The sequence below is a fragment of the Mesorhizobium sp. 128a genome (genome assembly GCF_053848025.1).
Window position 1 is genome coordinate 453511 of the sequence record NZ_JBSPKY010000002.1, and the last position, 12796, is coordinate 466306.

Here is a 12796-nt window from a genome sequence, read left to right on the forward strand (position 1 = left end):
GAACCGGCTACTCCGCGGCTTTGGTAATCGGATTGACCGATACGTAGGTTCGGCCGTTGGCTTTTTTGTTGAAGGTGACTGCGCCGGTCTCGAGCGCAAAAAGGGTGTGGTCCGTGCCCATGCCGACATTGACGCCGGGATGCCAGGTGGTGCCGCGTTGACGGATGATGATGTTGCCCGGGATGACGGCTTCGCCGCCGAACTTCTTCACGCCCAGACGCTTGGAATGCGAGTCGCGACCGTTGCGCGACGAGCCGCCAGCTTTCTTGTGTGCCATCTAACTAACTCCGATGCGCCCTGGGGGCGCTTGAATGGTCTTATGAACGCGTTCGCGTTCCGTTTCAAGTCCGATCCGGCGACCTTGTCGCCGGTTCGCTTTACTTCTTCGCCAGTTCCTTGGCCTGCTCGCGCCAGTCCTTGATCTGGTCGGCGCTGAAGGGCATGTGCTCGTCGATCTTGGCGACATCCTTGTCGGTCAGCTTGGCCAGCTGCGCGAAGGTGATGATGCCCTGCTCGGCCAGATCCTTGGCGGCGACCGGGCCGATGCCCTTGATCACGGTCAAATCGTCCGGCTCGCCCTTCGGCGCCTTGAACAGCGGCGCAGCGACAGCGGTCTCAGCCTTGGCTTCCGCCTTCGGGGCAGCCTCAGCCTTGGCTTCCTTCTTGGCCTTGGCTTCCTTCGGCGCGGCCTCGGTCTTCGCCTCGGCAGCGACTTCAGCCTTTGCCTCAGCCTTGGCTTCCGGCTTGGCGGCGGCCTTCTTGGAAGGCTTGGCGCCACCCAGCAGGATCTCGGCGATCCGCACGGTGGTCAGAAGCTGGCGGTGGCCGATCTTGCGGCGCGAATTCTGCCGGCGGCGCTTCTTGAAAGCGATAACGGTGCGGTTCTTGCCCTGCTCGACGACTTCCGCCGTGACCAGAGCGCCATCGACGAACGGGGCGCCGAAGGTGACATTCTCGCCCTCGCCATGCGCGAGAACACTGCCGATTTCGACGATATCGCCGACATTGGCTTCGAGTTTTTCGATCTTCAGGAGATCGTTGGCGGCAACGCGATACTGCTTACCGCCCGTTTTAATGACTGCGAACATTTTTTGCCTTTCGCTGTTCGGTCGGCCTTGATGAACCGCGTCAGCGGTTCGGCCGTCTTTTTGTCAGTCTGCGGGTTCAAAAAACAAGCGGCGCGGAAGAACCCTCCACGCCGATTGCGCGCTTCCCCTAACCGAAGGTTTGGGTGAAGTCAAGGCAAACGGCCGGATTCCTTAGCCATGCTGGCTGCTTGTCGCACCCGATCCCTGCGGTCGAAGGCTGGTCGGCCTCGCCTGTCGACGCGGCCGCAACACAGCTCTCCCGGCAGAGCCCCCACAGTAAGCTGAATTTCCCCGCGGATTTGGCCTTGTAACCTGCCCGCCCAGCCGTTATCTAGTGCGCCGCGCCGGCAACGGCCGACCATGACCGCGGAGAGGTGGCAGAGTGGTCGAATGCACCGCACTCGAAATGCGGCATGGGTGCAAGCCCATCGGGGGTTCGAATCCCTCCCTCTCCGCCATTACCAATTGTTTTACTTATATAATCTGTCGATTTTCTTCTCTTACGCACAAAATAGCGGACAGACGAAATGGCTAAAATTGACTGGGCTGAAATTCGGAGGAACCGGCACATTTCCGAGCCATCGCCTCCGGAATGGCCGGCCGGCGTCAAGGCCATCAGCATCGATGGAACCACTCTGCTCGGCATCCATAAGCAGACTGGGGAACTCTACTGGGACGGCAAAGCGCTGGTGACTGAAAAGAAGCTGGCCACATTCGGCGCAAATTCTTTCCTGCGATTGTCGCGCTAGGTTTGAGGGACAGCGCATGGACTTGATCAATCTCGCAGTCGCCACCATCGCGTTGCTCGTTTCGATGGTGGCGCTCGGCTTTTCGATCTTTTTCTGGTATCGCCAGTTCCGGCCGATCGTGACGGCAATGGTTGAGACGCACCACGGCGGCAACGAGGGGATTGCTTACAACCTGGTCATCCTTAACTCCGGATCGATCCCGGCAAAGAATATAAAGCTCCTCATTCGCGACCAGACAGCGCTTGAGGGGGCCCTTGGCGCCGGAGCCAACGACGAGAACAAGGGCCAATGGTTGGCTTGTTTCGAGCCTGCCAGCGTGATCCGTCTCCTCCAAAACGGCGCTCGAACATCATGCTCTTTTGGTCTAACCCATCGAGATCCGCGGCAAAGCTTTTGGAAGGCGCAGGCCGAGTTTCCGATCCAGATCGAATATGAAGGTTGGTTCGGAGAAAAATATCAAAGAGACCTGCCAAACATCTTGCAGATCGCCGATTCTGACAGTTTTACAGGGGGAATGTGGGGACCAGTTAAAACAGTCGCAGCAAGTCGCTGAGCTAAAAAAAGACCCACCACCGAAGGTGGCGGGCCTCTTCTAGCAGATTTGCCGAAGGTCAAACGCGCAGTAGCGCGAAGACCATCGCCTCGCGAGTTGGCCTGGGGCGTCAATGCGTTGCAAAACGTAAGCGGCCCGGCAGCCTGTGGTGTGGACGGGAATGGCCGCCGAGCCTGACCGGCGGCGCCTGGGTGTGGGCAACCCACCGGCTAAGACCGAGCGTTATATTAGTCATCCCTTAAAGGAACCCGGCGAGCGCGGCTATCCCCTACGTTGTGCCATTTTGGAACGAAAAGCAGGCATCGACCTTGCACCGCAATGTCCGCCGGCTAATCCCGGCCCTGATCGCGCGTTGTGATCAGGCATAGGCTCGCCGGGCTTGAGGTCGTGGGGTCTTCGCCCGGCGAGTTGATCTTGCGAACAGCCCAGCCTTTTGCCCTCAGGCCGATATAGCCCCGCGTCGGTCAGTCGGCCAAGCCAGACGCTGAGAATGACGCCGGTGATGGCCGCTGGCGTGTCTCAGGCGCTCTGATCGATGGAAGACCTTTGCGAGAAGATGGACGCCGTTGCACCGACGCCGGACAAACACATCTTACAGGAACCAAAAAGCCCACGGCGTGAGCGGTGGGCTCTCTGACGGGCTGGAGGCCGGAGAGTGCCATTGGCCTCCTGCCTGTTGCCCTACCCGTTCCGGTTAGATCGCTTAGCGGCGCGAGATCAGCAAGCAGAGTTGACGCAAGTCAGCGTCGTAGCTGGCGCCATTGCTAAGCACATCCGCACAGCGCTTCTTCATCCGGCTAATCTGGCTGGTCGACATCTGTGCAACAACTCCTGGTATATCGGGCGTCACCGTTCCAGGTGTACCGGGGGTGCCAAGCGTGCCGGGGACAGTCCCTCCGACGCCGACCCCAGCGCCAACGTTAATGCCATTGCCTATGCCGACACCGGCGCCAGCGCCGATGCCGCCAGCACCGCCAACGTTAGCGCCCAGACCAGCGGTAACTCCGCTCGCCCCGCCGACTGTGGCTCCTGCGCCAGCGCCGACACCGTTTGCGCCTCCAACCGAAACGCCCGCACCAGCATCAACACCGTTAGACCCGCCCACTGATGCGCCAAGGCCGGCGTTTACACCACCGCTTCCACCGATGGATGCGCCTGCGCCTGCATTGACGCCGCCGCTGCCGCCAATCGAAGCGCCCGCGCCGACACCAATCCCACTGTCGGCCATTGCCGGCATCGAAAGGATGAAAATCACTGCGCCACCTGCCAACATGCTGGTGAACGTTTTGCTGATCGAAGCCATAACACTCTCCTGTTTGTCGTTGCGCTTGAGGCAGCCCCAACCATGCCGGCCGCCATCTAATATTACGTGCAGCTACATTTTGAGTTTCTAATATGGCATCGCTTTTCCACCGACGTGGTTAATGATTTTTAAGGATTTTCCTAAAATTTTAAATGGATATACACTGGCCGCGCCATAGCGAGCAGCGCGGGCCCCTGGCGTCAGTCCGCCAAGCTGCCATCGCGGTGAAGCATTGCCTCGATCTCGTCTACGAGGTCGCTCACAGCGACAGGATCGTCCGTTATGCGTTCGGCAGGTGTTCGGCCATCCATCGGTCAAAGAAGTTGATCCCGCGTGTGCTCATCTGCTCATAAGCGAGCAGCCAGAACTGGGTTTCCTTCGCCTTCGAATACAGGTTCTGGCCATGGCGGACACCTTGGCTGAATCCGGCGGGTAGATCAGGCCGACATCTTTCGACTGGCAAACTTCGCATTTCAGCTTTGGCTTCAGATCCCATTCCACCGCGGGCGCATGGGTGCCAAAGCGGTCGCGGAGCTTTCCGAGGGAAGCGTTTGTTGTGGTGGCACTTCCCGGCGGAAACTTCTTCCCGCCATGGGAATATTCCCGTTAAATCGTCGTGCCGATCTTCGATTGGCGGCTACTGGAGCAATTTCAGGAAAAGTGTGAAACGGTTTTCCGCCCGAAAGTGGGTGAAATCAAAGAGATGGGGCATTTCGCCGTTCCGTGAAACGATGACGTGCTCTAGGCAACGAGGCCTTGCCTGATTTGGTTTACGTCTTCGATCGGGACCGGATGCCCGGTGAGGAAGCCCTGCATCAAGTGCACCCCCAGGCGCTGCAGCAACATGTATTGCTCTTCGGTTTCAACGCCCTCGGCGAGCACGACATGGCCGAGATTGCGAAGCAGTCCGACCATGTCCCGCAACAGGCTCAAGCCACGAGACGTCTGGCAATCGTGGAGGAAGCTGCGATCAATTTTGACCACGTCGAATTTGAAACGGCGGAGCCATGTAAGGCCAGCAAATCCCGTTCCGAAGTCGTCCAGCCAGATCTGAACGCCCAATTTTCGCAGCCGCTCCACGTTTCTTACCGCTTGCGCCTCCAGAAAGATGTCACTGCCTTCGGTGATTTCGATGGCCAGTTTCTGGGGCGCAAGGCCATGCCGACTGAGGATTTCGGTGATCCGGAGTGAAAAGTTGGGAACCTTGAGCTGAAGAACAGATACATTCACGGTCACGACCGAGCCCAATCCGTATTCCGCCATGTCACCGCAGGCTCGATCGATCAGCCACGTACCCAGTTCCACTATCGCTCCGGTCTGCTCGGCAACGGGTATGAATACGGCCGGACTGATCATGGTGCCGTCGAAGTCACATACCCGCATCAGGGTCTCGTGGCCCAGCACTCGTCCAGACGCCAGGTCGCAAATTGGCTGGTAAGCGACAGAAACGAGTTGGCTGGAAACCGCCAGCTTCAGCAGTTCCGAAAGATTTTCGCCGGAGCGATCCCGGCCAGCGGCGTGCGGGTCGTAAATTGTGAACGTAGCCCGACCCGCAAACTTGGACGCATAGAGTGCGCGGTCAGCTTCCTGCAGCAGGATTCTAAGTTCTATGCTCTGATCGGCGCGCGTCAACGAGGCTCCGGCACTGATCGTGACAATGTTGAGCTTGTCGCCCCGATCGGGGTGGTAGATCTCCAAATCCTCCACAGCCCGGCAAAATTGCTGCGTTATTTCATGGAGGTGAGCCCGTCCGGTGACCTTGCAGAGAATGACGAATTCTTCTCCGCCATAGCGGGCCGCGACGGCGTCGTTCGCAGCCGCCATCTCGGAAAGGACGTGGGCGAGTTTGATCAGGCAATCGTCGCCGGCCTGATGACCAAGTCCGTCATTGAACCTTTTGAAGTAGTCGACGTCGATCAAAATAAGGCCTATCTCGTCGTCGTCCGCGACCCAGTCTTCGCGCAGCTCCGAGAATTCTCGAATGATCGCTCTCCGGTTTTTCATTCCCGTGAGCGGATCGGTATCCGCGATTTCGGTTAGCTTCTGCCCCTTCTGGATAGCAGCCTGCTCCTGAATCTGTGCCCGAAGTGCGTGCAGGAACGTCTGGTACCGCTCCAGGCTCAGTCGCCAGGAAAGATAAAGCGACAGCACCAGGCAGTTCACGAAATAGGCCGACAGCACAACCCGGCCCGCCATGTCGGCCTGAAGGGAGAACATCGCGGCGTACGCAAAGCTTGCAGCGACCGTCGCGGAGGCTATGGCCGAAAGCCAGAACCGGAAGTTGAAGAACAAATTCGCACCCAGGATGAATACGGTGCCAAAAACCATGAAATGGGAGAGGGCATCCTGATGCTCTGTTCCACGAGCGGAGACGAGCCATCCAAGGGCACCGGAGACAATCGCCAGTGCTGCTACAAGGTGCAAGGTGGCAAGGGCGAAGCCTCGCCGGGCGACAAATTCGACAAGCGCCAGGGACGTGATCCCTAGCGTAACGCGGGTCAAAAGAAGCCGATCCGCGATATCCGGAAAAAGAAACCAATCGAAGAGGCCATAGGCCACATAGCTGAATACAGCAGCCGCAATTCCCCATCGCACGAGACTGCGATTTTTATCGGCATCTTTCTGCAGGAACAGTGCCAGCAGTTCCGGATCGGCCGAATGCCACCGCGGGCGTGCAATTGCAGCCGCCACCTTCTGGGCAACGTCCTCACTCAGTTGCATTGCAACGCTCCTCCGCGATCTGCAGTAGCGAATGCAATAGCCGAGGTCGCCCGCCATCGGAGAATGAAGGCACCACTGTCCGCAAGAAAAGTCGGATGTCGCTAACCGACGGTAAACAGGCGGTTCGGATTTAGCCGGTTCAGGAGGCGGATGACCGCTCAATTGGCTAAAGTTTTACTAAAGTTTTACTAAAGTTTTATTAAAATAGTTCGCGTCATGCAGCAACACACTATGCTGTTTGACGTGGGCCGGGGGGCAAACCAGAGGGTAAACGGCATGCCTATCGACCCAAAATTGCAGCTCGACGAATACAGCCTCGTCACCACAAGGCTGATGAAAAAACATGCCGATACGTATGAAGGGACGGCCGACTCCGACGAGTTGAGGAACAGCGCGGTCCAGCTCGCATTGATACTGGACCTTGCTTATCAGGCCTTCGCGCGGCGCAAACCGGCCGCCCTCACCGTCCACCGCCTGGCAGGCAGACTCCACAAGCTTCGCCGGCAGGTTGCCCCCGCGGTCTGGCAGAAACTCGTCCCTTTGGCTCAGCAGCACCGCGTCGCGGAATATTTGATCCAGGACCCGTTCACACGTTGGTCGGTCGAAAAACCTCGTGGGTATTCTGGCGATGCAGGGCTGCTGGACATTTACTACAAGCATCCCACAGCCGCCGATATCGTGGCCTCATCGACCTCGCTTGGTCGGCAAATTTATGCGTACACCAGCGAAGCTGCCAGTTCGGTGGCGGGGCGCGAGCGGCGGGATATTCTGGCCAGGACGGTGGACGGGACGGCCAGCACTGTGGAAAAGGCGGAGGTGCTGGCGATTGCCTGCGGCCACCTCAGGGAAGCCGAACGCTCCGACGCCTTGGCCAAGCGTAAATTGCACCGTTGGATCGGCCTGGACCAGGACCCCGTCAGCGTAGCCACTGTGAACCACGACTTTGCCGGCACGGCAGTCGAGGCAATCCAGGGCTCTGTACGCGGCATTCTGCGCCGCGCCTACGCCCTTGGCACATTCGATCTCGTCTACGCATCGGGGCTTTACGATTACCTGCCGCGTGCCACTGGCGTGCGCCTGCTGCAAAGAGCCATGGAACTCGTCAAGCCGGGTGGCGAATTCCTGTTTGCCAATTTCAGCGACGAGATCACGACGGATGGTTACATGGAGACCTTCATGGATTGGCCACTCATCTTGCGTTCGGCTGACGATATGCGGGACATCATCAATGCCGCCCTCGGCGGGAGTTCTTTCGAAGCGCAGGTATATTATGGCTCGAACCGGAATATCGTCTACGGCAAGGTCAGGAGGGACGACCTCTAACTGGGCACGAGCGCCGGAGGTCGCGCGCGCATCGGCGTAACAAGGTGCGGCCTGCCACGCGCGATGGATACCGAATGGTCACTCAGGGAGTTGATGCTCTACGATGTTCCGGCAAGGAACGATGCAGCAATGAGGTCGTCGCCATCAATGCGGCCCTGGCCGCACTCCATGATGGCCGCGACCTTCTGAAACGTCTGCATTTCGCCTTTTGTAATCTGCGCGTCCAGCATCCTTGCCTTGAGGTCGGCGATGCGGGTCCCTAAGGTGTCGGATCTTCCAGTCTCGGCTTTCAACATGATGTCTATCCATTTGACGTGAGAGCCCGTCGCCACGAAGGCAACGGGCTCGGACCAGGAAACCGCAGGTGGTCAGTCGTAGACCTTGATGATTTTGTGAGTGCCGGGATCGACGATGACCGTGCGGTTGTCGACCACGGTGTACCGATACTTGACGTCGGGAATTTCGTGAAGCTCGACCGTATCGGGCAGCGCTGTACCGATGTTGAGTTCCACGCCGGGAATCTTCACTGAAGCAAGCGGCTGCTTCTTCACATAGGTGCGGATCACCGTTTCCTGTTCAGGCTGGATGATGATGTCTTCCGCCGCGGCTGCGCCGATGCCTGCCAACAACAAAAGAGTCGCGGCAGCGCCGGTGAGATACATTCTCATAGTTTCCTCCTTCATGAGATTGGCGCAGGACGCCATGCCCTGTGCTCGAAAGGCCAACCTCGAGCGAGTTCAAACGTTCCCTGGACTGGGCTTCAGTCTGGATACCGTAGGACCTAAGTCCGATCGAAAACACGCAACGGTCTTGCCCGCATTTTTGCGTGGAACTTCTCGCTTCGACGCCTGTTGCAAATAGTTCGGCCAAATCAAATGGATAGAAGTGTTAGCCAAGCGCGATGGTTGCTCGCACCTATGTTTGCGGCGCGGTCACCTCGTGATTGGAATAGTCCTTGGCTGACATCTCGCGGTCGGCGCCGCTATGTCTCTTCCGGCGCCTGGGGCGATGGTACATAGAGACCTTCATAGATCGGCCGCTCCTCCTACGTTCGGTTGACGATATGTGGGACATAATCAATGCCGCCTCGACGAGCCGCGCACCAGACGGAGTGGCGCGAACGGATTTCTAAGCCTTTGCTGTTACTCAGTCGTCAGTGGGTGGAGTTTCCCGACAGTTGTCGCAGCGCGCATTCTTCATTCTGCTCATCCTGCTGGCAGTGGTTGTCGCGTTGTCGGCAACACCCTTCCCCGGCGGGATGATCGGCTTCCTGATCGCTATCGCGGGGACCTTCTTCGTCGCGATACCGGGAGCCGCCATCGGCGAGGCACTGAACCGGACAGGCGTTCCGGTGACGGGAGAGCAACTCGTCTGGGCTGCGGGCGGCCTCTACGCCGTGCTCATTCTGCTCGGCGCCATACAGCTGGCGCGGCGGCTCCTGCGGCAGGACGAGGACGCGGCCCGTTCGGCGGGGCTACGTCTGGCCGCGCTGCTGGCGCTGCCGCTGATCGCCTGGCTGTCCCTCAATGCAATGCAACGCAGCTGGCCCTGACCTCGTTCAGGTCTCGAAATAGCGAGCACGGTCGAGATCGGTGATAAGCCCCGGCCCAGTCGGCGACCATCCAAGCGCGTTGCGGGTCTGCGCGCTTGACGCAGACAGATCCCTGCCGATGAAATGGCCGAGGAAACCGAAATGCCCGGCCGCCTCCTCGTGGCTCTTGGAAACGACCGGCAGGTTGAGGCGGCGACCGATTGTCTCGGCGATCTCCCTGGTCGCCACGCCCTGTTCGGCAACCGCATGATAGCTCGCGCCGCCGGCTCCCTTCTCCAGTGCCAGCCTGTACAGCGTGGCGGCGTCGACCCGGTGCACCGCCGCCCAACGATTCACGCCGTCGCCGATATAGGCCGAGACGCCCTTTTCACGCGCAATGGCAATCAGCATCGGCACGAAGCCATGGTCGCCGTCGCCATGGACGGTCGGCGCCAGCCGCACCGTCGATGCGCGCACCCCGCGCGCGGCGAGCGCCATGGCCGTCGCTTCCGAAGCGCGCGGCATGGAGGCCGATGGAGGCGCGGGCTTGTCGTCTTCGGTCGCTGGCCTTCCCTGCGCAAATCCGGCGAGCCCGGAGGTGACAAGCAGCGGCCGCTCGGACCCTTCCAGGGCCGCGCCGAGCGTCTCGATGGCGCGCTGGTCCGCCGCGCAACTGGCGGCGAATTTCGAAAAATCGTGATTGAAGCCGGTATGGATGACGCCGTCCGCTTGCGCAGCGGCACTGCGCAGGCTGTCCAGGTCCTCGATATCGCCGCGATGCGTCTCGGCTCCCGCGGCGACGATCGACTTCGCACCCGCTTCCGAGCGCGCGAGACCGAGCACTTTGTGACCCGCATCAAGCAGCTCACGGACAATCGCCGAACCGACAAAACCGGTGGCGCCGGTAACGAACACACGCATGATGGTTCTCCTTGGCTTCTATCGAAGGGCACGCAGGCAACCCGTTGCTGAAGGAGATAATTGGTTGAGATCATACGATCTATGCTGTAAAATCCGAGATACCTTCGCAATCGTCCGGGAACGCTCTTGGATCCGCTGTCAGACGTGCTGTCGCTGCTGAAGCCGCGCAATTACCTCTCGGCCGGGCTGGAAGCCGGTGGCGACTGGGCGATCCAGTTCCCCGACCAGCAGGCCGCCATCAAATGCGGTGCCGTGGTGTCAGGCCGATGCTGGCTGTCGGTCGAGGGCGTCGCCAACGCGGTGCGGCTGGACGTCGGGGACTGTTTCCTGCTGCCGCGCGGCCGGCCTTTCCGGCTTGCCAGCGATCTCGGCCTGCCGACGGTCGATGCAAGCACGATCTTCTCACCGGCGCGCACCGGAGGCATCACCACCCACAATGGCGGCGGCGATTTCCTGCTGGTCAGCAGCCGGTTCGCGCTGTCCGGCGACCATGCCGGCATACTGTTGCGGATGCTGCCGCCCATCGTTCACATCCGCGCCGAGAGCGACCATTCGGCACTGCGCTGGCCGGTGGAGCGGATGATGCAGGAATTGCGCCAGCGGCGACCTGGCGGCTTTCTCATCGTCGAGCATCTCGCCCACATGATCCTGATCGAGGCCTTGCGCCTGCATATGGAAGCGCGGCACAGCGTCGGCTGGCTGTTCGCGCTGACCGACAGGCAGATCGGCGCGGCGATCGGCGCCATGCACGAGGACCCGGCGCATGCCTGGACGCTGCAGAAACTGGCGGAGCGCGCCGGCATGTCGCGCTCGACGTTTGCGCTGAAATTCAAGCAGACGGTCGGTGCGTCACCGCTGGATTATCTGACGCGCTGGCGCATGATGCTTGCCGGCGACAGGCTGATGCATTCGGGCGATCCGGTGTCGGTCATTGCGCTGTCGCTCGGCTATGAATCCGAAAGCGCCTTCAGCACGGCGTTCAAGCGCGTCATGGGCTGTTCGCCGCGGCAATACGGCCGGCGCCTGGAGATGGCCTCGCCGACGCAGGGCGAACGCGAAGCCGCTTGACGCGAGGATTACGGCCAAAGCCCCTTCGTGGCCTTCAGGTTGGCGTCGATGTGCTCGCCATAGAAGACACCCAGATTATCCTTGTAGCCCTGCTTGAATTTCCTGGTGTCCATGTTGTTCTTGGTTTTCTTCGCGCCTTGATTATAGGCGATGGCGACATAGACGCTTTCATCATGCGTCAGGCTTTTCTTGCCGGCGCCATAGAGCGCCTTGGTCTGTGCCGTCAGTTCCGACATGCCGCGGCTGAGCGTACCTTTCCAGGTCGCCCACTTCTCGTTGATGAAATAGTCCTTGTCCCCATCGAAGAACTGGATGTCGTACTGGAACATGCCGAAGCCATGGCAGAATTTGTCGGGGTTCTTGACGACGGTCTTGTAGCCCGAATTGATCGCGGCAATGCGCACCAGAGCGGCGCGGGCTACCTTGAACATTTCCTTGCCCCTGGCATGGCTTTCAAGGTCGGCCCGGTTTTTCGGCCAGGCGGACGCACGCTTGGGAAAATCGATCGTATCGCCGACGCAGACGGCAAGCACCTCTTCTGGCTTCGCCGTCTTGTACATCTTTGCCCAGATGTAGAAGGTTTCCTGGATACCGATCGAGATCAGCAAATTCTTGGTGATCGGCGTGCCGGCGACCGCGACGTCGATATCCGCACCGAAATTCTTGTTCATCCAGATCATCGCATCCTGCATGGCGGTGGTCATGGCTGTCTCCCCAAAATGCGTGGCGTTAAACGGTGACGCTGAAGTCGACGATGGCCTGTGAGGCAAAGCTGCCTGTGTAGACGGGGACGGAGAAATCCTCTTTCTGGCTGACACCGTTGACCGGCACCAGCCGCGTCCCCACGGCGAGGATCTCATAGGTTTTCCCCGATGTGACCGTGCGACCGCCATAGCTCGGGAACCGCATCGCGTCGGCCATGAACGCCTCCCGCACCGTTTCCCAGAAAGTCCGTTCAACGAGGGTGCCGGCCAACGCGGGCGTCGCCGGCGCCTTGGCGTCATCGGCCAGCTCGCGCACGGCGATCTGCACCGGCCCGATCGCCGTGTTCCGCGTTACCCGGATGGAGATCCAGGCCTGATCCTTGTTCAGCACAGGCCGCTCGGGTTCGGTCTGCACGGGGCTGCGTATGCCGAGCCGCTGCAGCAAGGTGTTCACGCCCGCACTGCCGCCGGCGATGATGAGCGCCGACAGGCCGGTCGAGACCTTTCCGCTCCAGGTGGCCGGCGTGCTGCCGGACGTGACCAGTGCGACCAGCCGGGCGAAGATGTCGTAGTGGAAGCCGAGCACGACGGTCAGTCCCACCGCGACCATCACCAGGGTCTTCACGGCGCGATTGTTGAACAGCATCCGGTACAGCCGCCACTGGAAGATGGTGGCGAGCGCGCTTTCCACCACCAGCACGATCACGGCGAGCGCGGCAAGCTCGGTGCCCAATTGACCGACATTGGGAACGGCGGCGTCTTCGGCAAAAGCCGGTCCGGCGGTTGCAGCGAAAGCAAGCGCAAAACCAAAGATACGAAACATAGCCAGGGCTCC

General features: G+C 60.1%; 14 protein-coding genes and 1 tRNA gene. 6 read left to right on the forward strand and 9 right to left on the reverse strand.

All coding sequences use genetic code 11. The features are described from left to right. Positions 1 to 7: 7 nt before the first annotated feature. On the reverse strand, positions 8 to 277 hold the full coding sequence (gene rpmA, locus ACWTU9_RS05940; RefSeq protein WP_015315190.1) for a 50S ribosomal protein L27: 270 nt from the start codon (positions 275 to 277) through the stop codon (positions 8 to 10). A gap of 100 nt (positions 278 to 377) precedes the next feature. Then, a complete protein-coding gene (locus ACWTU9_RS05945) occupies positions 378 to 1088 on the reverse strand; it encodes a 50S ribosomal protein L21 (protein ID WP_454572914.1) in 711 nt (236 codons plus the stop codon). Positions 1089 to 1456: 368 nt separating this feature from the next. On the opposite strand from ACWTU9_RS05945, the gene ACWTU9_RS05950 reads away from it, so the two are divergent. The 3 genes from ACWTU9_RS05950 (at position 1457) to ACWTU9_RS05960 (ending at position 2390) form a co-directional block, all read left to right on the forward strand. Then, positions 1457 to 1546, forward strand: a tRNA-Ser gene (locus ACWTU9_RS05950). A gap of 69 nt (positions 1547 to 1615) precedes the next feature. After that, positions 1616 to 1837 (forward strand): hypothetical protein, encoded by a 222-nt coding sequence (locus tag ACWTU9_RS05955; RefSeq protein WP_455857479.1) that lies wholly within the window; start codon positions 1616 to 1618, stop codon positions 1835 to 1837. A 16-nt stretch (positions 1838 to 1853) separates the two neighbouring features. Then, positions 1854 to 2390: a hypothetical protein gene (locus tag ACWTU9_RS05960; RefSeq protein ID WP_455857480.1), complete on the forward strand. Its 537-nt coding sequence runs from the start codon at positions 1854 to 1856 to the stop codon at positions 2388 to 2390. A 703-nt stretch (positions 2391 to 3093) separates the two neighbouring features. Here ACWTU9_RS05960 and ACWTU9_RS05965 read toward each other — a convergent pair. Both ACWTU9_RS05965 and ACWTU9_RS05970 read right to left on the reverse strand, forming a co-directional pair. Beyond that, positions 3094 to 3693 (reverse strand): hypothetical protein, encoded by a 600-nt coding sequence (locus ACWTU9_RS05965; protein WP_455857481.1) that lies wholly within the window; start codon positions 3691 to 3693, stop codon positions 3094 to 3096. Between the two features lie 741 nt (positions 3694 to 4434). Further along, positions 4435 to 6414 (reverse strand): putative bifunctional diguanylate cyclase/phosphodiesterase, encoded by a 1980-nt coding sequence (locus ACWTU9_RS05970; protein WP_455857482.1) that lies wholly within the window; start codon positions 6412 to 6414, stop codon positions 4435 to 4437. A 276-nt stretch (positions 6415 to 6690) separates the two neighbouring features. Here ACWTU9_RS05970 and ACWTU9_RS05975 point away from each other — a divergent pair, with 276 nt between their 5' ends. Then, positions 6691 to 7737 (forward strand): class I SAM-dependent methyltransferase, encoded by a 1047-nt coding sequence (locus ACWTU9_RS05975; RefSeq protein WP_455857483.1) that lies wholly within the window; start codon positions 6691 to 6693, stop codon positions 7735 to 7737. Positions 7738 to 7835: 98 nt separating this feature from the next. Here the strand turns inward: ACWTU9_RS05975 and ACWTU9_RS05980 are convergent, their stop codons facing one another. Both ACWTU9_RS05980 and ACWTU9_RS05985 read right to left on the reverse strand, forming a co-directional pair. After that, positions 7836 to 8033, reverse strand: a complete 198-nt coding sequence (locus tag ACWTU9_RS05980; protein ID WP_455857484.1) for a hypothetical protein — start codon at positions 8031 to 8033, stop codon at positions 7836 to 7838. 72 nt (positions 8034 to 8105) lie between these two features. Beyond that, positions 8106 to 8405 (reverse strand): DUF1236 domain-containing protein, encoded by a 300-nt coding sequence (locus tag ACWTU9_RS05985; RefSeq protein ID WP_454572890.1) that lies wholly within the window; start codon positions 8403 to 8405, stop codon positions 8106 to 8108. Positions 8406 to 8914: 509 nt separating this feature from the next. On the opposite strand from ACWTU9_RS05985, the gene ACWTU9_RS05990 reads away from it, so the two are divergent. Next, on the forward strand, positions 8915 to 9289 hold the full coding sequence (locus ACWTU9_RS05990; protein WP_455857485.1) for a hypothetical protein: 375 nt from the start codon (positions 8915 to 8917) through the stop codon (positions 9287 to 9289). A gap of 6 nt (positions 9290 to 9295) precedes the next feature. On the opposite strand, the gene ACWTU9_RS05995 is transcribed toward ACWTU9_RS05990, so the two are convergent. Beyond that, positions 9296 to 10189: an SDR family oxidoreductase gene (locus ACWTU9_RS05995; protein WP_455857486.1), complete on the reverse strand. Its 894-nt coding sequence runs from the start codon at positions 10187 to 10189 to the stop codon at positions 9296 to 9298. 126 nt (positions 10190 to 10315) lie between these two features. Between ACWTU9_RS05995 and ACWTU9_RS06000 the strand changes: the two genes are divergently transcribed. Continuing rightward, positions 10316 to 11257, forward strand: coding sequence for an AraC family transcriptional regulator (locus ACWTU9_RS06000; protein WP_455857487.1), 942 nt, complete (start codon positions 10316 to 10318; stop codon positions 11255 to 11257). An 8-nt stretch (positions 11258 to 11265) separates the two neighbouring features. Here ACWTU9_RS06000 and ACWTU9_RS06005 read toward each other — a convergent pair whose 3' ends face one another. Then, complete coding sequence (locus ACWTU9_RS06005) at positions 11266 to 11961, reverse strand: hypothetical protein (RefSeq protein ID WP_455857488.1); 696 nt, start codon at positions 11959 to 11961, stop codon at positions 11266 to 11268. A 25-nt stretch (positions 11962 to 11986) separates the two neighbouring features. Continuing rightward, positions 11987 to 12784 carry a hypothetical protein gene (locus ACWTU9_RS06010; RefSeq protein WP_455857489.1) on the reverse strand — a complete coding sequence of 266 codons (798 nt, stop codon included), beginning with the start codon at positions 12782 to 12784 and terminating at the stop codon, positions 11987 to 11989. Positions 12785 to 12796: the final 12 nt, after the last annotated feature.

Bases quoted from the DNA above. Each gene is read 5' to 3' on its own strand.
- ACWTU9_RS05960 (WP_455857480.1), top strand. From the start codon at position 1,854: ATGGACTTGATCAATCTCGCAGTCGCCACCATCGCGTTGCTCGTTTCG.
- ACWTU9_RS05955 (WP_455857479.1), top strand. From the start codon at position 1,616: ATGGCTAAAATTGACTGGGCTGAAATTCGGAGGAACCGGCACATTTCC.
- ACWTU9_RS05975 (WP_455857483.1), top strand. From the start codon at position 6,691: ATGCCTATCGACCCAAAATTGCAGCTCGACGAATACAGCCTCGTCACC.
- ACWTU9_RS06005 (WP_455857488.1), bottom strand. From the start codon at position 11,961: ATGACCACCGCCATGCAGGATGCGATGATCTGGATGAACAAGAATTTC.
- ACWTU9_RS06010 (WP_455857489.1), bottom strand. From the start codon at position 12,784: ATGTTTCGTATCTTTGGTTTTGCGCTTGCTTTCGCTGCAACCGCCGGA.
- ACWTU9_RS05945 (WP_454572914.1), bottom strand. From the start codon at position 1,088: ATGTTCGCAGTCATTAAAACGGGCGGTAAGCAGTATCGCGTTGCCGCC.
- ACWTU9_RS05965 (WP_455857481.1), bottom strand. From the start codon at position 3,693: ATGGCTTCGATCAGCAAAACGTTCACCAGCATGTTGGCAGGTGGCGCA.
- ACWTU9_RS05970 (WP_455857482.1), bottom strand. From the start codon at position 6,414: ATGCAACTGAGTGAGGACGTTGCCCAGAAGGTGGCGGCTGCAATTGCA.
- ACWTU9_RS05980 (WP_455857484.1), bottom strand. From the start codon at position 8,033: ATGTTGAAAGCCGAGACTGGAAGATCCGACACCTTAGGGACCCGCATC.
- ACWTU9_RS05995 (WP_455857486.1), bottom strand. From the start codon at position 10,189: ATGCGTGTGTTCGTTACCGGCGCCACCGGTTTTGTCGGTTCGGCGATT.
- rpmA (WP_015315190.1), bottom strand. From the start codon at position 277: ATGGCACACAAGAAAGCTGGCGGCTCGTCGCGCAACGGTCGCGACTCG.
- ACWTU9_RS05985 (WP_454572890.1), bottom strand. From the start codon at position 8,405: ATGAGAATGTATCTCACCGGCGCTGCCGCGACTCTTTTGTTGTTGGCA.